General features: G+C 70.4%; 19 protein-coding genes. 15 read left to right on the forward strand and 4 right to left on the reverse strand.

What is annotated here, in order from left to right:
• The 7 genes from infB to truB all read left to right on the forward strand — a co-directional run.
• Positions 1-2114 (forward strand): translation initiation factor IF-2 (gene infB, locus Afe05nite_RS05155; RefSeq protein WP_203815805.1); only part of this gene is annotated, 2114 nt, incomplete at its 5' end.
• A gap of 69 nt (positions 2115-2183) precedes the next feature.
• On the forward strand, positions 2184-3206 hold the full coding sequence (locus Afe05nite_RS05160; protein WP_203815806.1) for a TRM11 family SAM-dependent methyltransferase: 1023 nt from the start codon (positions 2184-2186) through the stop codon (positions 3204-3206).
• Positions 3207-3227: 21 nt separating this feature from the next.
• A complete protein-coding gene (locus tag Afe05nite_RS05165) occupies positions 3228-3524 on the forward strand; it encodes a DUF503 domain-containing protein (protein WP_203815807.1) in 297 nt (98 codons plus the stop codon).
• A 91-nt stretch (positions 3525-3615) separates the two neighbouring features.
• Positions 3616-4092, forward strand: a complete 477-nt coding sequence (gene rbfA / locus Afe05nite_RS05170) for a 30S ribosome-binding factor RbfA (RefSeq protein ID WP_203815808.1) — start codon at positions 3616-3618, stop codon at positions 4090-4092.
• The gene (locus Afe05nite_RS05175; protein WP_239117568.1) at positions 4089-5123 is read left to right on the forward strand and encodes a DHH family phosphoesterase; all 1035 of its coding nucleotides are present in this window, start codon (positions 4089-4091) and stop codon (positions 5121-5123) included. The genes rbfA and Afe05nite_RS05175 overlap by 4 nt, the downstream gene beginning before the upstream one ends.
• Before the next feature lie 463 nt (positions 5124-5586).
• Positions 5587-6909: an MATE family efflux transporter gene (locus Afe05nite_RS05180; protein ID WP_203815809.1), complete on the forward strand. Its 1323-nt coding sequence runs from the start codon at positions 5587-5589 to the stop codon at positions 6907-6909.
• Positions 6910-6927: 18 nt separating this feature from the next.
• Positions 6928-7809 (forward strand): tRNA pseudouridine(55) synthase TruB, encoded by an 882-nt coding sequence (truB, locus tag Afe05nite_RS05185; RefSeq protein WP_203815810.1) that lies wholly within the window; start codon positions 6928-6930, stop codon positions 7807-7809.
• A 33-nt stretch (positions 7810-7842) separates the two neighbouring features.
• On the opposite strand, the gene Afe05nite_RS05190 is transcribed toward truB, so the two are convergent.
• Both Afe05nite_RS05190 and Afe05nite_RS05195 read right to left on the reverse strand, forming a co-directional pair.
• Positions 7843-8229 (reverse strand): response regulator, encoded by a 387-nt coding sequence (locus Afe05nite_RS05190; RefSeq protein ID WP_203815811.1) that lies wholly within the window; start codon positions 8227-8229, stop codon positions 7843-7845.
• The gene (locus Afe05nite_RS05195) at positions 8226-10127 is read right to left on the reverse strand and encodes a sensor histidine kinase (RefSeq protein WP_203815812.1); all 1902 of its coding nucleotides are present in this window, start codon (positions 10125-10127) and stop codon (positions 8226-8228) included. The genes Afe05nite_RS05190 and Afe05nite_RS05195 overlap by 4 nt, the downstream gene beginning before the upstream one ends.
• 78 nt (positions 10128-10205) lie before the next feature.
• Between Afe05nite_RS05195 and Afe05nite_RS05200 the strand changes: the two genes are divergently transcribed.
• From Afe05nite_RS05200 to Afe05nite_RS05235, 8 genes are all read left to right on the forward strand, one after another.
• A complete protein-coding gene (locus tag Afe05nite_RS05200; protein ID WP_203815813.1) occupies positions 10206-11138 on the forward strand; it encodes a bifunctional riboflavin kinase/FAD synthetase in 933 nt (310 codons plus the stop codon).
• Positions 11139-11251: 113 nt separating this feature from the next.
• A complete protein-coding gene (gene rpsO / locus Afe05nite_RS05205; RefSeq protein WP_203724260.1) occupies positions 11252-11521 on the forward strand; it encodes a 30S ribosomal protein S15 in 270 nt (89 codons plus the stop codon).
• 199 nt (positions 11522-11720) lie between these two features.
• Positions 11721-14081, forward strand: coding sequence for a polyribonucleotide nucleotidyltransferase (locus tag Afe05nite_RS05210; RefSeq protein WP_203815814.1), 2361 nt, complete (start codon positions 11721-11723; stop codon positions 14079-14081).
• Positions 14082-14144: 63 nt separating this feature from the next.
• Positions 14145-15419 (forward strand): M16 family metallopeptidase, encoded by a 1275-nt coding sequence (locus Afe05nite_RS05215; protein WP_203815815.1) that lies wholly within the window; start codon positions 14145-14147, stop codon positions 15417-15419.
• Between the two features lie 101 nt (positions 15420-15520).
• Positions 15521-16399, forward strand: a complete 879-nt coding sequence (locus tag Afe05nite_RS05220; RefSeq protein ID WP_239117595.1) for a phosphatase PAP2 family protein — start codon at positions 15521-15523, stop codon at positions 16397-16399.
• Positions 16396-17145: a 4-hydroxy-tetrahydrodipicolinate reductase gene (gene dapB / locus Afe05nite_RS05225; protein WP_203815817.1), complete on the forward strand. Its 750-nt coding sequence runs from the start codon at positions 16396-16398 to the stop codon at positions 17143-17145. Before Afe05nite_RS05220 ends, dapB begins: the two co-directional genes overlap by 4 nt.
• Before the next feature lie 59 nt (positions 17146-17204).
• Positions 17205-17642, forward strand: a complete 438-nt coding sequence (locus Afe05nite_RS05230) for a hypothetical protein (protein ID WP_203815818.1) — start codon at positions 17205-17207, stop codon at positions 17640-17642.
• Positions 17639-18502: an MFS transporter permease gene (locus Afe05nite_RS05235; RefSeq protein WP_239117569.1), complete on the forward strand. Its 864-nt coding sequence runs from the start codon at positions 17639-17641 to the stop codon at positions 18500-18502. Before Afe05nite_RS05230 ends, Afe05nite_RS05235 begins: the two co-directional genes overlap by 4 nt.
• An 822-nt stretch (positions 18503-19324) precedes the next feature.
• Here the strand turns inward: Afe05nite_RS05235 and Afe05nite_RS05240 are convergent.
• A complete protein-coding gene (locus Afe05nite_RS05240; protein ID WP_203815820.1) occupies positions 19325-19708 on the reverse strand; it encodes a thiol-disulfide oxidoreductase DCC family protein in 384 nt (127 codons plus the stop codon).
• Between the two features lie 4 nt (positions 19709-19712).
• Positions 19713-20276, reverse strand: a complete 564-nt coding sequence (locus tag Afe05nite_RS05245; RefSeq protein ID WP_203815821.1) for a GNAT family N-acetyltransferase — start codon at positions 20274-20276, stop codon at positions 19713-19715.
• Positions 20277-20385 lie beyond the last annotated feature (109 nt).

The following is a 20385-nucleotide window of genomic DNA, read 5'->3' on the forward strand; positions in this document are numbered from 1 at the left end:
GCGGCGGTGCCGGTGGCGGTTTCCGTCCCGGTGGCGGCGGCGGTGCCGGTGGCGGTTTCCGTCCCGGTGGCGGCGGCGGTGCCGGTGGCGGTGGCTACCGCGGCGGTCCCGGTGGTGGCGGCGCGCCGGCTGGTGCCGGTGCTCCGGGTCGTCCCGGTGGTGGCGGTCGTGGCCGTGGCGGCGGTGCCGCGGGTGCCTTCGGGCGTCCGGGTGGCCGGCCGACCCGTGGCCGCAAGTCGAAGAAGCAGCGGCGTCAAGAGTTCGACAATCTGTCGGCGCCGCAGATGAGTTCGGGCGCTCCCCGGGGCCAGGGTCAAGAGATCCGGCTGTCCCGTGGCGCGTCGCTCTCCGACTTCGCCGACAAGATCAACGCCAACCCCGGCTCGCTGGTCCAGGAGATGTTCAACCTGGGCGAGATGGTGACGGCGACGCAGTCGTGCTCCGACGACACCCTGTTGCTGCTCGGCGAGCACCTGGGCTTCGACGTGCAGATCGTCAGCCCCGAGGACGAGGACCGCGCGCTGCTGGCGCAGTTCAACATCGACCTCGACGCCGCCGTGGACGAGGACCGGCTGGTCACCCGGCCGCCGGTGGTGACCGTCATGGGTCACGTCGACCACGGTAAGACGAAGCTGCTCGACGCGATCCGCAAGACCAACGTGGTCGCCGGCGAGGCGGGTGGCATCACCCAGCACATCGGTGCCTACCAGGTCGTCGTCCCGCACCAGGGCGAAGAGCGGGCGATCACCTTCCTGGACACCCCGGGTCACGAGGCGTTCACCGCCATGCGTGCTCGTGGCGCCCAGGTGACCGACATCGTGATCCTGGTGGTCGCGGCGGACGACGGCGTCATGCCCCAGACGGTCGAGGCGTTGAACCACGCCAAGGCCGCCGAGGTGCCGATCGTGGTCGCGGTCAACAAGGTCGACAAGCCCGACGCCAACCCGGACAAGGTGCGTCAGCAGTTGACGGACTACGGTCTGCTCGCCGAGGAGTACGGCGGCGACACCATGTTCGTCAACGTGGCCGCCAAGCCGGGTACGGGCATCGACGAGCTGCTCGAGGCGGTCCTCCTGACCGCCGACGCGTCGCTGGAGCTGACCGCTCCGACCGACGGGCCGGCCCAGGGTGTCGTCGTCGAGTCGCACCTCGACAAGGGTCGTGGCGCACTGGCGACCGTGCTGGTGCAGAAGGGCACGCTGCGAGCCGGCGACTCGATCGTGGCGGGCGGCGCGCACGGCCGCGTCCGCGCCATGCTCGACGAGAACGGCAAGACCGTGGCCGAGGCCGAGCCGGCTCGTCCGGTCCTGGTCCTGGGTCTGACCTCGGTGCCGGGTGCCGGTGACACGTTCCTGGCGGCCGAGGACGACCGCACGGTGCGGCAGATCGCCGAGCAGCGGCAGGCCCGCCGCCGCGCGGCGAGCTTCGCCAACTCGCGCAGCCGGGCGACTCTCGAGACGCTCATGGAGCAGCTCAAGGAGGGCGAGAAGACCTCGCTCACCCTGGTCATCAAGGGCGACTCGTCCGGTTCGGTCGAGGCCCTCGAGGACGCGCTGTTCAAGATCGAGATTCCGGACGAGATCCAGCTCAAGGTCATCCACCGCGGCGTCGGTGCGATCACCGAGAGCGACGTCAACCTCGCGTCGGCGTCGTCGGACTCGACCGCGACGATCATCGGCTTCAACGTCCGCGCCTCCAACAAGGTGAAGGACATGGCCGACCGGGCGAACGTGGAGATCCGCTACTACAGCGTGATCTACCAGGCCATCGAGGAGATCGAGGCCGCGCTCAAGGGCCTGCTCAAGCCGGAGTACGAAGAGGTCGAGCTGGGCACGGCGGAGATCCGCGAGGTCTTCCGCTCGTCCAAGATCGGACTCATCGCCGGCTGTATGGTCCGCAGTGGTCTCCTGCGCCGCAACGGCAAGGCCCGCATCCTGCGGGACGGTGTCGTGGTGGCGGAGAACGTCACGATCAGCTCGCTGCGCCGCTTCAAGGACGACGCCACCGAGGTCCGCGAGGGCTTCGAGTGTGGTCTGACGCTCAGCGGTTTCGGCAGCCCGCAGATCGGCGACGTGATCGAGACCTTCGAGATGCGTGAGAAGCCCCGGGCGTAACGGTTCGGAACGCTTCGGGAAGGCCCCCGGCTCTCAGGAGCCGGGGGCCTTCCCGGCAAAATGACACGCATGCCCCGGTACGCTCTGCTGCTCGCCCCGTCCGCCAACCGCGTCTATGCCGATCAGGCGGCGCGTCTGTCCCTCGCCGAACTCGCTGCTTTCCAGCCTGTGCTCAGCTCCGAGATCTCGGACATCGGCGTGGAGACGAGAGGCGGCGTGGAATACCTCGGTTTCGGTGGGGACCTCGTTGCCCGGGACGTCGCCCATCTGTCGAACCTGTCCGCGGCGTACGCCCTCTTCGAGGTCGTGGAAGACCTGCTGCGACCGGTCGAGTTGACCCCGCTGGCCCGCTACGACAGCGACCTGATCACCATCCCGAAGTACGCGGGCAAGACGAACGAGCAGTTCACCAAGCTGGTCCTCAACCTCACACTGCTCGCCTCGGCGTCGGCCGGGCGGATGCTCGACGGCGGGCTCACCGTGCTCGACCCGCTCTGTGGCCGGGGCACGACCCTCAACCAGGCATTGATGTACGGCTACGACGGCGTCGGTGTCGAGCTCGACGGCAAGGATGTCGAGGCGTACAAGCTCTTCCTCCAGACGTACCTCAAGAGGAAGCGCTTGAAGCACACCGCGGATCTCGTCCCGGTGCGGCGCCAAGGGCGGCGTGCCGCCCGCCGGCTCGAGGTGACCCTGGCCGCCAGCAAGGACGATCACAAGGCCGGCGCGATCCAGAAGATCACCGTGCTGCAGGCCGACACCACCCAGCTCGACGGGCTGTTGCGGGGCGGGGTGGCCGACGTGCTGGTGGCCGATCTGCCCTACGGCGTGGCCCACGGCAGTTACGACGACCAGGGCGGCATCACCCGTAGCCCGCTCGACCTGCTCGAACGCGCGGTGCCGCACTGGCTGCCGCTGGTGCGCGCGGGTGGGGCACTGGGGCTGTCGTGGAACACCAAGGTCGCCAAGCGCGAGCTGGCCGAGGACATCCTGATCGCCAACGGGCTCGAGCTCGTCGCCCAGCAGCCCCTGGACCATCGGGTCGATCAGGGCATCGAGCGGGACGTGATTATTGCCCGCCTGCCGGGCTGAAAAAGGTCTACCCTGCTCGCGATGTTTACTGAAACCGCAGTGTTCGACCTGCTCCTGCCCGGCGACTCGCGCACGCTCAAGCAGAAGCGCTCCTACGTCCGCCCGATCGTCGCGATGCTCAAGAAATTTGAGGTCAGCGTGGCCGAGGTGGGCTTCCATGATCTCTACGGCCGGGCCCGGATCGGGGTGGCCGCGGTGGCCGCCGAGCCGGCCCAGGCCCGTGCCGTGATCGACACGTGTGAGAACCAGATGGCCGGCCGGCCCGAGCTCGAGCTCCTGTCGGTCAAACGCCGGCTGTACGGCGAGGACGACGACTAGGGACGTTCACCGGTAACAGGTGGTGGGTAGGCTTCAGCAGTTGGGCGGGAGTAGTACGAACCCGCGGGATTTACAGTCGGAGGTGGGCGATATGTCGGACCCGGCCAAGACGCGTCGGCACGCGGAGCGCGTCAAGGAACTGGTGGCGTCGCTGGTGCGTGAGATCAAGGACCCCCGGCTCGGCATGGTGACGATCACGGACGCCCGGATCACCGGCGACCTGCGTGAGGCCACCGTCTACTACACGGTTCTGGGCGACCAGACCGAACAGGCCGGCACCCAGGCGGCGCTGGAGAGCGCCAAGGGCATGCTCCGCACCCGGGTCGGTCACGCGCTCGGCCTGCGACACTCGCCGAGTCTCGCGTTCGTGCTCGACAACGTGCTCGACCACGCCAAGGAGATCGACGACCTGCTTGCCGAAGCCCGGCTGCGGGACGAGGAGGTCCAGCGACTGGCGGCCGGTAAGCAGTACGCCGGCGACTCGGACCCGTACAAGGCCGACGAAGAGGACGACGAGGGCGAGGGCGAGCAGACCCAACGGGTCGGCGCCCGCGAGGAGCTCGGGTGACCACAACCTCGGGTGCGTCCCGGGGTGTGACCGAGACGGAGTGGTCCGCGGCCGTCGAGGCGGTCCGCGGGCTCACTCCCGGTCCCGGCGGCGACGAAGTTCAGCTGATCTGCCACGTCAGTCCGGACGGCGATGCGCTGGGCAGCATGCTGGGCTTCGCCCTGGCGCTGCACGCGCGGGGCATCACCCGGTTGCGGGCCACCTTCCCGGGCGACTTCGAGCTGCCCACGCCATACCAAGACATGCCCGGCACCGAGCTGCTCGTGCCCGAGGCCGAGGCGTTCCCGGCCCCGCAGCTGGTGATGACGTTCGACGTGGCCGCCGAGTCGCGCCTGGGCGAGCTGGTGCGGCTGCTGGAGGCCCCGTGCGTGGTGGTGCTCGACCATCACGCCTCGAACACCCGGTTCGGCCGGGTCAACCTGGTCGACCCGCGAGCGGCGGCCACCTCGGTGGTGGTCGACGGGCTGTTGTCGCGGCTCGGCTTCCCACTCGACCCGCGGATCGCCGAGTGCCTCTACATCGCGCTGGCGACCGACACCGGCTCGTTCAAGTTCGACATGACCACGCCCGAGGTCCATGAACTGGCCGCGCGCCTGATCGCGACCGGGATCAGCCCGGGGGACATCTCCCGCCGCATCTTCGACTCGAAGCCGTTCGGCGCGATGAAGCTGACGAGTGAGGTGCTCGAGCGGGCGACCCTCGATCGGGCGGCGGCCGGGGGCCGGGGCATGGTCTGGACCTATGCCACCCAGGACGACCTGGCCCGGCACGACCAGCGGCCGTACGTCCTGGACACGCTCATCGACCCGGTCCGCAGCGTGGCCGAGGCCGACGTGGCGGTGGTGATCAAGGAGTCTCCGGGGGGCGACTGGGCGGTGTCGCTGCGCAGCAAGGGTGCGGTCGACGTCAGCCGGCTGGCGGTGTCGCTGGGCGGCGGGGGTCATCGGCTGGCGGCCGGGTTCACCGGTCGTGGGTCGCCGGCGGAGGTCGCCGCGACGGTGCGTTCGCGCCTCGAGGCCAATCTGATCTGAAGAACCGTGCCAACCGCCCGCTCACCCGAAGTGAGCGGGCGGTTTCTTTGTGTGCTGGTTGTCTCAAACAACGGGAACCGCGCCTCACTCCGCGGAACTGAACGATAGTTTGGTCCTTAACGGTGATTTGGTTTCGCGCAGCCGTGACACCACCGGCCGACGCAAGACCTCGAGCCGCCCGCGTCTACCGACGGGGGTCGCGTCACCTAGCGCCAAGCGTCCGGCGACCCCGGACCGGCCATGTGACGCCCCGCTCGACCGACTTCGGGCGCGTGCGTGAGCCCGCGCCCCGCCCACCGTGGAGGAACCACGATCATGGCCGCCAAGCCAAAGCCCCAGCCCACCGACGAAGCCCGCGAGCAGGCCCGTCGCGCCCTGCAGACCTCGCTGGACACGCGTCAGTGATTGGTAAGCACTCAACTGCATTGCACTCATTACAGGCGGGCGGGCATCATGGTTGTCCATGAGCCCGTCTGCCCGGCAATCTGAACCGTCCGTCGGGGCGAGGCGGATCGCCCAGCTCGCGTTGCCCGCCCTCGTGGTGCTCGCCGCCGAGCCGCTCTACGTGCTCGTCGACACCGCGGTGGTCGGCCATCTCGGTCGGGTTCCGCTCGCGGCCGTCGCGGTCAGCGGCACCGTCATGTCGGTCGCGGTCTGGTTCGGCAACCTCATGGCCTACGGGACCACGGGGCGCGCGGCCCGGCGATTCGGGGCCGGGGACCGGTCGGCCGCCGTCGCGGAGGGCGTCCAGTCGTCGTGGCTCGCGCTCGCCCTCGGCGTACTCCTGATCCTGCTTGCCCAAGTCGCCGCCGGACCGCTCACCTCGGCCCTCGCGGGTGACCCGGCCACCGCCGAGGCCGCCGCCGGGTGGTTGCGGATCGCCTCGTTCGGCATCCCCGGCCTGCTTCTCGCCGCCGCCGGGAACGGCTGGATGCGCGGCGTGCAGGACACCCGGCGCCCACTGCTGTTCGTGCTCGGCGCCAACGTGCTCTCCGCGATCCTCTGCCCCCTGCTCGTCTACCCGGTCGGGTGGGGCCTGCACGGTTCGGCGGTGGCCAACGTGGTCGCGCAGAGCGTCTCCGGTGGCTGCTTCCTGGTCGCGCTGATCCGGGCGACCCGGGAGCTCCGGCCGCGCCCGCAGGTCATCCTCGAGCAGTTGACCCTCGGCCGTGACCTGCTCGTCCGCGGGGCCGCCTTCCAGGCCTGCTTCCTCTCCGCGACGGCGGTGGCGGCGCGGTTCGGGGTCGCCGCGGTCGGGGCCCACCAGATCGCCCTGCAGCTGTGGTTCTTCAGCGCGCTGGCCCTGGACGCGGTCGCGATCGCGGCGCAGTCGCTCGTCGGCGCGGCCCTGGGCGGCGGCGACGCGGCCGGGGCTCGAGATGTCGCCCGCCGGGTGACGATCGCCGGGGGGATCGCGGGAGTCGGCTTCGCGGTGCTCGCGGCGGCCGGGGCGGGCGTGGTGCCGGGCTGGTTCACGCCCGATCCGACGGTGCACGAGCAGGCCGCGGTGGTCTGGCCGTGGTTCGTCGGGCTGATGCCGTTCGCCGGGGTGGTCTATGCCCTCGACGGGGTGCTCATCGGTGCCGGGGACATCCGTTACCTGCGCAATCTCACGCTCGCGGCGGCGTTGCTCGGCTTCCTCCCGGCGATCTGGCTGGCCTACTGGCTCGACCTCGGTCTCGGCGGCGTGTGGGCCGGGCTTGGTCTGTTCATCCTCATCCGGTTCGTCACCACGGTGTGGCGCTGGCGCTCCGGCGGCTGGGCGGTGCTCGGCGCCACCCGCTGACTCTCCTAGAGTGTGCGGGTGAATGTGGATGGGCTGATCGTGGTGGACAAGCCGGCCGGCATGACGTCGCACGACGTGGTGGCGCGGATCCGGCGGCTGGCCAAGACCCGGCGGGTGGGGCACGGCGGGACTCTCGACCCGATGGCCACCGGGGTGCTGATCATCGGGGTCAACCGGGCGACCCGGCTGCTCACCTATGTGATCGGGTCGGGCAAGAGCTATGCGGCGACGATCCGGCTCGGCCGGACGACGATCACCGACGACGCCGAGGGCGAGGTCACGGCCACCGTCTCGACGGCCGGGGTGACCGACGCCGACATCCACGCCGGCCTGGCCGCGCAACGGGGCGAGATCGACCAGGTGCCGAGCGCCGTGAGTGCGATCAAGATCAACGGCGAGAGAGCCTACAAGCGCGTACGGGACGGGGAAGCGGTCGAGATCCCGGCCCGTCGGGTGACGATCTCGCGCCTCGACGTGCTCGACATCCGGCGAACCGAGGACGTGCTCGACGTCGACATCGAGGTGGACTGCTCGTCCGGCACGTACATCCGAGCCATCGCCCGTGACCTGGGCACGACCCTGGGCGTGGGCGGCCACCTGACCGCGCTGCGCCGCACCGCGGTGGGCCGGATGACCCTCGCCGAGGCCGCCACCCTGGCCGAGCTGGAGGGCAAGGCGCCCGACGTGATCGGCCTGTCGATGGCGGACGCGGCCCGGCAGGCGTTCCCGCGGCGCACGGCGAGCGCCGACGAGGCCAAGGTGCTCAGCCACGGCGGTCCGCTGCCCCCGGTCGGCATCGACGGGCCGTACGCGGTGTTCGACCCGGCCGGCGAGGTGCTGGCGATCGTCTCGGAGCGCGACGGCCGGGCCCGGGCGGAGATCGTGCTGGCCCCGGCCTGACGCGGCCGGCCTCGCCGAGGTGGCGGGCCGCCGTCAGCCGAGGTGGCGGGCCACCGTGGCCACCAGGTCGGCGGCGGCGTAGGGCTTGTCCAGGAAATCGTCGCAGCCGGCCTCGATCGCGGCCGCCCGCTCCTGGGGCAGCACACTTGCCGTCACCGCCACCACGGCCGGGCGCTTGCCCGCCGGGAGCAGCCCGGCGGCCAGTTCGCGGGCCAGGTTGAGGCCGTTGCCGTCGGGCAGGTTCATGTCGAGCAGGATCAGGTCGACCTGGTCGGTGCGCAGCCGGTCGCGGGCCGCCGCCAGGGTGGTGGCGTCGAGCACCGACGCGGTGCGCACAGCTTCGTCCGCGGCCCGGGACAGGACCGCCTTGACCAGGGTCCGGTTCAGTTCCTCGTCCTCAACCAGGAGGATGGTGCTCATTGGTGGTTCCTTCCGGCCAGGGGCGCGCGGGATGCGGGATGCGGGGCGGGCAGGACGGTCTCGGCGGGCAGGCGGACGGTGAAGACGCTGCCCACGCCCACCTCCGACTCCAGGGTGATCGCGCCGTCGTGCGCCTCGACCAGGCGTTTGGTCAGGGCCAGGCCGAGGCCGGTGCCGGCCCGTTGCCGGTCCGGGTCGCCGACCTGCTGGAACTCCTCGAACACCCGGTGCTGGTCCTCGGCGGCGATGCCGACCCCGGTGTCGCCGACCGCCACGTACACCTGCTCGCCGACCTGTCTGGCAACCACCGTGACCGAGCCGCCGGGGTTGGTGAATTTGATGGCGTTCGAGAGCAGGTTCTCGATGATCTGCCGGAAGCGGACCCGGTCGGCCAGCGCGGAGACCTCGGACAGTTCGCGGTTGACCGTGATGCTCTTGGTGGTGAACAGCGGGGACAGGCCGGTGAGCAGCTCGGTCACGGCGGTGTCGACGCGCAGTGGGGCGAGGCGTAGCTCCAGGTGACCGGCCTCGATCTTGGCGAGGTCGAGGATGTCGTTGATCAGGCCGAGCAGGTGCCGGCCGCTGGTGTGGATATGGTCCACCCACTCGGCCGGTACGTTGCGCCGATCGCCCTCCGGTTCCTCGACACGCATCAGGTCGCTGAAGCCGATGATCGCGTTGAGCGGGGTGCGCAGTTCGTGGCTCATGTTGGCGAGGAACGCGCTCTTGGCGTTGTTCGCCGCGGTCAGGGCCTCGACCGAGGCGCTCAGCTCGGCGGCGAGGCGGCGCTGGGCGTCGGTGACGGCCTGCCGGTCGGCGAGGATGCCGGCCTGGCCGCCGAGTGCCGCGAGCAGCCGCAGGTCGTCGTCGCGGAACAGGGTGAGATGCCGGTTGAACAGCAGGACCGCGCCGTCGACATCGGGCGGGACCGGCATGGCGAGGACCGTCACGAAGTCGTCCCGCAAGTGGTCGCCGTAGTGCGTGACCAGGGCGGGCGCGCCGTCGCGCAGCCGTCGGGGCCGGCCGGCGCGGACCAGGGCGGTCAGGTCCTCGGCGTTGACCTCGGCCAGTTCGGGGGCCCGCTCGCCGGCGTAGGCGATCTGCGCCAGTTGTCCGTCGGGCCGGGGCATGAGCACCGCCACCGCCTCGGCGCCGGTCTCCTCGCGCATGATCTGGGCGTAGGTCTGCCACACCTGGGCCGGTGACTCGACCGGGGCGCGCAGCAACTGCTCGGTGACGTGCAGGCCGGCGGTGGCCGCGAACGAGCGGCGCAGCCAGCGCGGCGGCAGGAAGGCGATCAGGTAACCGATGCCGCTGAACAGGGCGAAGATCCGGCTGACGGCGACCAGGGCGGTGCCGCCGCTGGGCAGGGCGCCGAGCCCGATGAAGACGATCATGCCGGCGAACGCGACGGTGGCGGCCGACGCGATGGTCAGGCGGGCCCGGTTGGCGCCGGTCCGCTTGCGGGCCTTGCCGTGCATCAGGGCAGCGGCCAGCACCTCACTGAGGCCGAAACCGACCATCAGGGCGACGAGATAGTTCGGGCTGAGCGGGCGCGGGGCCAGCAGGATGGGTACGGCCAGGGCGACGTACCCGCACAGCACCAGCCGGTCGAGCCAGCGCGGCACGTGGCGCAACCGGGCCGCCAGCCGGATGGTCAGATAGGGCTGGGCGAGCAGCACGGTGGTGGCCGCGAGACCGACCGCCATGGGCAGGCCGCCGGTGAGGCGGCGGGCGATGTCGACGCAGAAGACGAGCGTGCACGGCAGGAAGACCAGAGTCACGTTGCCTTGCAGGGAGTCGCGGCGCCAGAGATAGCCGCTGAGGGCGCGCAGGAACAGCACGGCGAAGGTGAACTCCGCCGCGAGCAGGACAGTCTCACTCCAACCAAGGTGCATATCGGTGCTAATCGTAGCGTTTCGGTCGGTTGGAACGACCGATACGCTGTGCCCGGCGATCAGTCGAGCGGAGGCGGCATGCAGCGGTGGCGGGGCTACGAGGCGGTGCCCGGCGGTTGGGGGCGGTCGGTGGTCACGATCGGCGTCTTCGACGGCGTGCATCGCGGCCACCAGGCGATCATCGGGCACACCGTGAAACGGGCCGGTGACCTCGGTCTCCAGTCGGTGGTGATGACCTTCGACCCGCACCCGGCCGAGGTGGTGCGGCCGGGCTCGCACCCGGCGGTGCTCACCGAGCCGGTGCGCAAGGCCGAGCTGGTGGAGTCGCTCGGCGTCGACGCGCTCTGCGTGGTGCCGTTCACCCCGGCGTTCTCCCAGCTGTCGCCCGAGGCGTTCGTGCACGACGTGCTGGTCGAGGCGTTGCACGCGGCGGTCGTGGTGGTCGGCGACAACTTCCGGTTCGGGCACCGGGCGGCCGGCGACATCGAGCTGCTGGAGCGGCTCGGGCGCTCGTTCGGCTTCACCGTGGAGGAGGCGGCCCTCGTCTCGTCGGACGGCGTGGTCTTCTCCTCGACGTACATCCGTAGTTGTGTCGACGCCGGGGACGTGCGCGCCGCCGCCGCCGCCCTCGGCCGGCCGCACCGCCTGGGTGGCGTGGTCGTCCGCGGGGACCAGCGCGGACGCGAGATCGGCTTCCCGACCGCCAACCTCATGACGCACCGCTACGCGTCGGTGCCGGCCGACGGGGTCTACGCGGCCTGGCTGATCCGGGGCGGCGAGCACGCGGGGCGGCACATGGCGAGCGTGTCGATCGGCACCAATCCCACCTTCTCCGGCCGTGAGCGCCGGGTCGAGGCCTACGTCCTCGACTTCGCCGACGATCTCTACGGCGAGCGGGTCAGCCTCGACTTCGTCGGCCACCTGCGGGAACAGCGGGTATACGACGGCATCGAGCCCCTGGTCGCGCAGATCCGCCGGGACGTCGAAGAGACCCGGGATCTGCTCAACTGACCCCCTGGTAGGGTTGTGATGACCGCTGGCTATCCAGCGAACGATTCCGCGTGCCTGCCCGACGCCGCGGGTGCGGAAATCGTGATCACCGGCAACACAGAATTTCGGAGAACATGGCGCTCGATCAAGAGACCAAAAACAAGATCATCGACGAGTACAAGGCTCAGGACGGCGACACTGGCTCGCCCGAGGTGCAGGTCGCGATGCTGACCAAGCGGATCGCTGACCTGACCGAGCACCTCAAGGTGCACAAGCACGACCACCACAGCCGGCGTGGCCTGCTGCTGCTGGTCGGCCGTCGCCGCCGCCTGCTCAACTACGTGCAGAAGAAGGACATCGCGCGCTACCGGACGCTCATCGAGCGTCTCGGCCTGCGCCGATAGCTCCGACGGGGGAGTGGCCACCGGTCGCTCCCCCGCGCAACAACCCACGGACCCGCGCGGTTCGCAGGCCAAGACAGACACCGGTCCTCGGTAGTGGTTCCCAGGCGAATCATCCTGGGCACTTCGATCGAAGACCGGCCAGCCTGAAGACCGCGCTGTGAAGACCGCCGGGTCCTCGACGAAGGAGTACCGCAACAAAATGACAGAGCAAAATGCTCTCGGCACCGAATCGCGTACCGCGATCATCGACAACGGTGCTTTCGGCACCCGCGAGGTGACCTTCTCCACCGGCCGCCTGGCCAAGCAGGCCGCCGGCTCGGTGATCGTCCAGCTGGGCGAGACCGTGGTCCTCTCCGCGACCACCGCGAGCAAGGCTCCCAAGGAGCACTTCGACTTCTTCCCGCTGACGGTCGACGTCGAGGAGCGGATGTACGCGGCCGGCCGCATCCCCGGCTCGTTCTTCCGCCGCGAGGGCCGCCCCAGCGAGGACGCGATCCTCACCTGCCGCCTGATCGACCGGCCGCTGCGCCCCTCGTTCACCAAGGGCCTGCGCAACGAGGTCCAGGTCGTCGAGACCGTCCTCGCGCTCGACCCGCAGCACCCCTACGACGTCGTCGCCATGAACGGCGCCTCGATGTCGACCAAGCTCTCCGGCCTGCCGTTCAGCGGCCCGGTCGGCTCGACCCGCGTCGCGCACGTCGAGGGCCAGTGGGTCGCGTTCCCGACCCTCGAGGAGCTCGAGCGGGCCACCTTCGACATGGTGGTCGCCGGTCGCGTCCTCGCTGACGGTGATGTCGCGATCATGATGGTCGAGGCCGAGGCCACCCCGCACGCGATCAAGCTGATCCAGGCCGGCGCCGTCGCGCCGACCGAGGAGGTCGTCGCCAGCGGGCTCGAGGCCGCCAAGCCGGCCATCCGCGAGCTCTGCCGCGCGCAGAGCGAGCTGGCCGAGATCGCCGCCAAGCCGGTCGCCGACTACCCGGTCTTCCTGGACTACCAGGACGACGTCTTCGCCGCCGTGGCCGACAGCCTGCGCGGGGAGACCGCCGAGGCGCTGACCATCTCCGGCAAGGCCGAGCGCGAGGAAGCGCTGGACCGGATCAAGGCCAAGGCGCACGAGACGCTCGACGCCCAGTTCGAGGGTCGCGAGAAGGAGATCAGCGCCGCGTTCCGGTCGCTGACCAAGTCCGAGGTCCGCAACCGGGTGCTGCGCGAGCAGATCCGCATCGACGGCCGCGGCCCGCGCGACATCCGCCCGCTGTCCGCCATGGTCGGCGTGCTGCCGCGGGTGCACGGCTCGGCGCTGTTCGAGCGCGGCGAGACCCAGATCCTGGGCGTCACCACGCTGAACATGCTCCGCCTCGAGCAGTCGCTGGACACCCTGGCGCCGGAGAAGTCCAAGCGCTACATGCACAACTACAACTTCCCGCCGTACTCGACCGGTGAGACCGGCCGGGTCGGTTCGCCGAAGCGGCGCGAGATCGGCCACGGCGCGCTCGCCGAGCGGGCGCTCGTCCCGGTGCTGCCGTCGCGCGAGGAGTTCCCGTACGCGATCCGCCAGGTCTCCGAGGCGCTGAGCTCGAACGGCTCGACGTCGATGGGCTCGGTCTGCGCCTCGACGCTCGCCCTGCTGAGCGCCGGTGTGCCGCTGAAGGCGCCGGTCGCCGGCATCGCGATGGGCCTCATCTCGGACGAGGTCGACGGCAAGACGCAGTACGTCGCGCTGACCGACATCCTGGGTGCCGAGGACGCGTTCGGCGACATGGACTTCAAGGTCGCCGGCACCAGCGAGTTCGTCACCGCCCTGCAGCTGGACACCAAGCTCGACGGCATCCCGTCGGACGTGCTGGCCGGCGCTCTGCAGCAGGCGCACGAGGCCCGCGCCACGATCCTCGGGGTCATGGAAGCGGCGATCAACGCCCCGGCCGAGATGTCGGAGTACGCCCCGCGCGTCACCTCCGTCAAGATCCCGGTCGACAAGATCGGCATGGTCATCGGCCCCAAGGGTCAGACGATCAACGCGATCCAGGACGAGACCGGCGCCGACATCTCGATCGAGGACGACGGCACGATCTACGTCGGCGCGACCAACGGCCCGGCGGCCGAGGCGGCGGTGGAGCGGATCAACGCCATCGCCAACCCGACCATGCCGAAGGCCGGCGACAAGTTCCTCGGCACCGTGGTCAAGACGGCCGCGTTCGGCGCGTTCATCTCGCTGCTGCCCGGCCGTGACGGCCTGCTGCACATCTCCAAGGTGGGCGACGGCAAGCGGGTCGAGAAGGTCGAGGACTTCCTCAACGTCGGCGACAAGGTCGAGGTGTCCATCGCGGACATCGACGCCCGCGGCAAGATCTACCTCGACAAGGTTCGCCCGGAGGGCGAGGAGGCCCCGGCTCCGGCCGAGGGTCAGGCTCCGCGTGAGTCGCGCCCGCCGCGTGACGACCGTGCCCCGCGCAGCGGCGGCAGCGGTGGCGGTGGCGGTGACCGGGACGGCGAACCCCGCCGGCGCCGTTCGCGGCCCAGCGGTGGCGGCGACCGCAGCAGCGCGCCCCGCGAGTAAGCACACGTGACAACGAGTTACCGCGGGCCGGCCGGAAGGCCGGCCCGCGTTACTACCAAGACCATGCAGGACGGCGTACGCCGTACCGTCCTGCCGTCCGGCCTGCGCATCGTGACCGAGGCGATCCCGGGGTCCCGCTCCGCCTCGCTCGGCGTGTGGGTCGGAATCGGTTCGCGGGACGAGACGCCGGCCATGTCGGGTGCCTCGCACTTCCTCGAGCACCTGCTCTTCAAGGGCACCCCCAAGCGCACGGCGCTGCAGATCTCGGCCGAGATCGAGGCCGTCGGCGGCGAGACCAACGCCTTCACCACGAAGGAGTACACCTGCTACTACGCGCGGGTGCTCGACGTCGATCTGCCGCTCGCCGTCGACGTGCTGTGCGACGCGGTGGCCGACTCGATCCTCGACCCGGCCGACGTCGAGACCGAGCGGGCGGTGATCCTCGAAGAGATTGCCATGCACGAGGACGAGCCCGGTGACGAGGTGCACGACGTCTTCACCGAGGCGATCTTCGGCGATCATCCGCTCGGCCGGCTCATCTCGGGAACCGAGGAATCGGTCACCCCGATGAGCCGCACCCAGATCAACAGCTTCTACCGGCGGCGTTACACGCCACCGCAGATCGTGGTCGCGGCGGCGGGCAACCTCGACCACGCGACGGTGGTCCGGCTGGTGCGCAAGGCCATCGCGGGTACGGCGTTGGACGGTACGGCCGCCGACCCGGCCGCCCCGCGAACCGGCAACAAGCGGGTACGCCACCAGAAGCCGCACACGATCGTCCGCAACCGGGACACCGAGCAGGCCCACGTGGTGCTGGGCGGCCCCGCGATCGGCCGGCGCGACGACCGGCGGTTCGCCCTGGGCGTGCTCAACAACGTGCTCGGCGGGGGCATGTCCAGCCGTCTCTTCCAGGAGATCCGGGAGAAGCGCGGACTGGCGTACTCGGTCTACTCGTACTCCTCGCAGTACGCCGACGCCGGGCTGTTCGGCGTCTACGCCGGCTGCGCGCCCGGCAAGGTCGAGGAGGTTCTCGACCTGGCCCGGACCGAGCTCGCCCGGGTCGCCGCCGACGGTCTCACCGACGAGGAGATCATCCGAGGCAAGGGCATGGTCAAGGGATCGTACGTGCTGGGCCTCGAGGACTCGGGCTCGCGGATGAGCCGGCTGGCCAAGTCGGAGCTGCTCTACGGCGAGTGGATGAGCGTCGACGAGCTGCTCGGCCGGGTCGACGCGGTCACCAAGGACGAGGTCGACGCGATCGCCGCGGACCTCCTCGCCCAGCCGATGACGTTGGCCGTCGTCGGTCCGTTCGACGAGACCCAGTTCCCGTACGCGTAGGCCCTGTCCCGGGACCGTTAACCTTGGACCCCGTGACGACGCTGGAGACACCGCCCGAGACGACCGCCGACCCCGATCGGCGTAAGCGCCGGATCATCGGCATGGCCGTCTGGGCGGTGGCCTTCGCCCTGTTCGTGGCGTTCGTCGGGGTGCCGACGAGCGACCCGCTCACCGCCTTCGGGTGGCTGTGGCTGGCCACCATCGCGTGGCGCAACTACCAGCCGTGGCGCACCCACCTGCTGTTCCTGCGTGACTGGCTGCCGGTGGTGCTGCTGCTGGTCTTCTACAACCTGTCCCGTGGCGCCGCCGACAAGCTGTTCGACCCGCACGTCTACTTCATGATCCACTTTGACGAGGCGCTCTTCGGCGGTCACGTTCCGACGATCTGGCTGCAACAACACCTGTACCAGCCGGGTCGCGTCCAGTGGTGGGAAATCGTCGTCACCCTGGTCTACATCTCGCACTTCCTGACCGTGCCGACCGTCGCCGTCGTGCTGTGGCTACGCAACCGGGAAATGTCCTACCGCTTCATGCGCCGGTGGATCACGCTCAGCCTGGCCGGGCTGGTCACCTACTTCCTCTACCCGGCCGCCCCGCCGTGGTACGCCTGGCAACACGGTGCGCTCAAGGAGCAGGTCTACCGGATCTCGTCCAACGGCTTCGAGGCCATCGGGCTGCACAGCGCCGGCAACACCCTCAACGCGCTGCAGGCCGACCAGTCCAACCCGGTCGCCGCGATGCCGTCACTGCACACCGCGTACGCGATGATGGCCGTTGCCTTCTTCCTGCCGATGGTCCGCAAGCGCTGGTGGCCGCTGTTGCTGGCCTACCCGCTGGCGATGACGTTCACCCTGGTCTACACCGGTGAGCACTATGTGGCGGATGTGCTGGTGGGCTGGATCTACGTGGCCGCCGTCTTCGCCGGCGTCGGGTGGGCCGAGCGCCGGTGGGCCCGCCGCACCGGTAGGTTGTCCTCGTGACTGAACCGATCCGTGTGGGAGTGCTCGGTGCCCGGGGCCGCATGGGCCTCGAAGTGTGCAAGGCGGTCGACGGCGCCGCCGACATGGAGCTGGCCGCGATGGTCGACCAGGGCGACGTGCTGTTCAACATGGAAGACGCCCACGCCGAGGTGGTGGTCGACTTCACCACCCCCGACGTGGTCATGGACAACCTGCGCTGGGCGATCGAGCACGGCATCAGCGCCGTCGTCGGCACCACCGGGTTCACCGCCGACCGGCTCGACCAGGTGCGCTCCTGGCTCGCCGAGAAGCCCGGGGTCGGTGTGCTGATCGCGCCCAACTTCGGGATCGCCGCCGTGCTGATGATGCAGTTCGCCGCCAAGGCCGCGCGCTACTTCGAGTCCGCCGAGATCATCGAACAGCACCACCCCCGCAAACTCGACGCCCCCAGCGGCACCGCCACCCGGACCGCCCAGGTGATCGCGGCCGCCCGGGCCGAAGCCGGCCTGGGCCCGATGCCCGACGCCACCAAGGAAGAGGTCGCCGGGGCGCGCGGCGCCGACATCGACGGGGTGCGGGTGCACGCGGTCCGCTCGGCGGGCCTGCTGGCACACCAGGAGGTGCTCTTCGGCACCGACGGCGAGATCCTGACGATCCGCCACGACTCGCTCGACCGCGTGTCGTTCATGCCGGGTGTCCTGCTCGCGGTCCGCAACGTCCGCTCCCGGCCCGGCCTCACCATCGGCATCGACTCACTGCTCGACTGAGCCGCCCGGCCGGGACGCCGCCGAGGGCACCGAGCGTGGCTGAGCTAGGTTGTCGTGCGATGGACGACATGACCGTGCGCGGCCGGTGGATCCGGGTCGTGGCCACTTCGCTCTGTGGGGTGCTGCTGCTCGTCGGCACCCTGTTCGGGGCGGACGACGACTTCCCGTTCGGCCCGTTCCGGATGTACGCGACCGGCCCCGACCCGAACGGCGACGCCAAGGACTCCCGCGTCGAAGGCACCGACATCACCGGCCGGACGGTGCCGATCACCGAGGGCAACTCCGGCATCCGGCGAGCCGAGATCGAAGGCCAGGAGGCGGCGTACGTCGCGACGCCGTCCCGCCTGTCCGAGGTCGCCGCCGCCTACGCCGAGCACTCGCCGGGAGCGGCCCCCCTGCAATCGGTGCGTCTCGTCGTCCGGTGGGTCGGCATCAGACACGCACGGCCCACCGGCACCTACCGCGACGAGGTCATCGCCCGATGGACCCGGCCATGAAGTGGCTCTTCTCGCCCGTCCCGCTGGGCCGGGTCGCCGCGTTCCGTACGCTCGTCTACGCCTTCGTCGCCCTCGACCTGGTGATCTTCACCCCGTGGGTGCGTTCGCACGCCAACACGCCGGGCTCGCTCTACCAGCCGCTGCGGGTCGGCCGCCTGCTGCACCTGCCCACCCCCACCGCCCTGCTCGTGCACGTCGTCTTCTGGTCGCTGCTCGGGCTGGCCGTCGCCGCCGCCACCGGTCGAGCGCCGCGCATCCTGGGCTGGCTGGTCTTCGCGCTCTACTTCGAGTGGATGATCATCGCGATGAGCTACGGCAAGGTCGACCACGACCGCATCGGCCTGCTCGTCGCCCTCGCCGTCCTCCCGACGATCGCCCGCGCCCGCCACGGCGACAAGAGCCTGACGTCAGCGGGCGGCTGGGCCCTGCGCGTCACCCAGATCGCCGTCGTCTGCACCTACTTCCTGGCCGCCTGGGCAAAGCTCCGCTTCGGCGGCCTCGACTGGCCGCTGAGCGCCGTGCTGGCCCAGGCGATCGTCCGCCGCGGAACCTGGCTCGCCGACCAGATCGCCGTCGTGCCCGGCCTGCTGATCGTCGCCCAGTTCGGCATCATCGCGTTCGAGCTGCTCAGCCCCTTGATCTTCGCGGTCCCGCAGCGCTACCGCTGGATGGCCGTAGCGTTCTTCTACTCCTTCCACGTGATGACGTTCGCCACCATCACGATCTCCTTCGCCCCGCACCTGGTGGCGATGACCAGCTTCCTGTCCCTGGAACGCCTCCGCCCTATCGTGTGGGTGCGCCGAGCGTTGGGCCGCTCCCCGGACTCCGAACCCCACCCCGCCCCCGAACCCGCGTCCTGACCCGCCCTTCGTCCTTCCTCGCCGGCTCGGCCCGGCCCGGCTCGACGAAGCTCGGAGCGCGCCGCCGTCACGCGTGCTTGCCCAGGTCGCGTGTCTCACTTCCTGATCACTCGTCGCAATTGGTGGACCATCGTCATGCGCGGCCCGCCGGTTTATCCCTTTCTAGCCATTTCCGCACTCACGGCTCGACCAAGATCCGCACAACTTCCTGAAAACGGGCCTGGCACGCTGCTGAGGCCCCTTTTCCAAGAACGTTGTGGACCGGAGGCCGTCTCTTAAGCAGACTGCGACCCGCGCGATGGCGATCCATCCCTATATAGCGGGAGAAATCGCCTAGCAGGGCGTGATGCCGAAGCCGAGATCGCGAACCTGGGACGGGCAGCGAGCGCAGGACGGTGGTGATGCGGCCCCGGAGTGCGGGAGCGGACAGCCGACGCGGCGCAGCGAGCACGCGGGACAGTGGGCGGTGCGCCTGCCACACGCCCCCGGCGCTCGGCTACAAGACACGGCACGTGGACCACTCGCCCGCCGCCGACTCGTCCTTCGGCCGTCGCTCGGTCCGCCCGCTGGCCCAACGGGCCGTCGCCCGCCGGCCCAACGGGCCGTCTGTCAGCCCGGCGTCCGTCAGCCCGTCGGCGGGCCGGGCTGGGCGCGCAGGAACCGGCGGTGCGTGCTCTTGGCCGTCGGGCCGGCTGGGCGACCTCGCGAGCCATGCCGGCCGGGGGCGCTACCCGCAGCTGATCGGTGCGCCGGGGTGGTGCAGCAAGGGTGAGTTGCGGCTGGAGGGACTGTTCAGCAGGGGGTGGTAGGACGCCCGTACCCCTAAAGGAGGTCTCGCTGGGCCTGGGGGAGGGAGCAAGCCGCCGTGCCGCCGGGGAGCATGTGGCGGTGGTTGGCGATCCAGCGGTAGGCGGGCCAGGCGGCCAGCCGGATCGGGGCGAGTTGCAAGGCGCTGCCGGCGAGGTGCCAGGCCCGGCCGGCGTCGCGCAGGAGCAGGGCTATGGCGTCGGGGCCGGCGGCCTTGGTGGGGGAGTCGTCGATCCACTGGACGGCCTCCTCGCAATCCCGCTGGGTGAGGCCCAGTGCGTCGAGGTCGGCGAACTGCCAGGGGAGCACCCGGGCGTGGGTGGGGATCCGGCGTTCGATGAAGTCGGCGCACGTGGTGCAGAAGGCGCAGTCGCCGTCGTAGACGAAAGTGGCGGTCACGTTTTTATTCTGCGCTCAGGGAGACGTGCAGGCGGAGCTGGGGGACGAGCATGTCGTCGACGTCCAGGGCGCGGCCGGCGCCGTCGGGTTCCCAGCCGGCGGTGGTCAGGAACTTCCGCATCGCCTCGTCCTGTTCGTAGGTCCAGGCGACCGCGTGGGTGAAGGCGTCCTCGCGCCACAGGTCGACGGCGGCGGACAGCAGGCGGCTGCCGTGGCCGCGGCGGCCCCAGCGGGGCTCGACCAGGATGTCGGTGATGGCCGCGTAGCCGTCGGGGAGGGCCGGCTCCTCGGGGGCCAGGGCCTGCTCGTCGGCGGGGCCGATGGCGGTGAAGCCGACAATCTCGTTGGCCGATTCGCTCTGCTCGACGGCGATCAGGACGCGGTGGCGTTCCGACGGCGGGGATTCGATCGCCTCGCCCCAGCCTCGCGCCAGGTAGGCCTCGTCGAGGTTGGCCAGGATGTGCGCGGGGAACATCCGCCGGTAAGCCGTTCGCCACGTGGAGAGCTGGATGCGGGCGATGGCGCCGGAGTCTTCCGGGCGCGCGGGGCGGACGAAACCGAGTGCCATGAACGGGAGCCTACAGAGGCCACGCGGACCGCGACTCAGCCAGTTGTGCCTCAGGTGTGTGCCGAAATCCGAGTAAACGCTTTCCTGGGCCGTCCACGGGAGCGGCTTG

This window comes from Paractinoplanes ferrugineus (genome assembly GCF_016862195.1).
GTDB classification, from domain to species: Bacteria; Actinomycetota; Actinomycetes; order Mycobacteriales; family Micromonosporaceae; genus Actinoplanes; species Actinoplanes ferrugineus.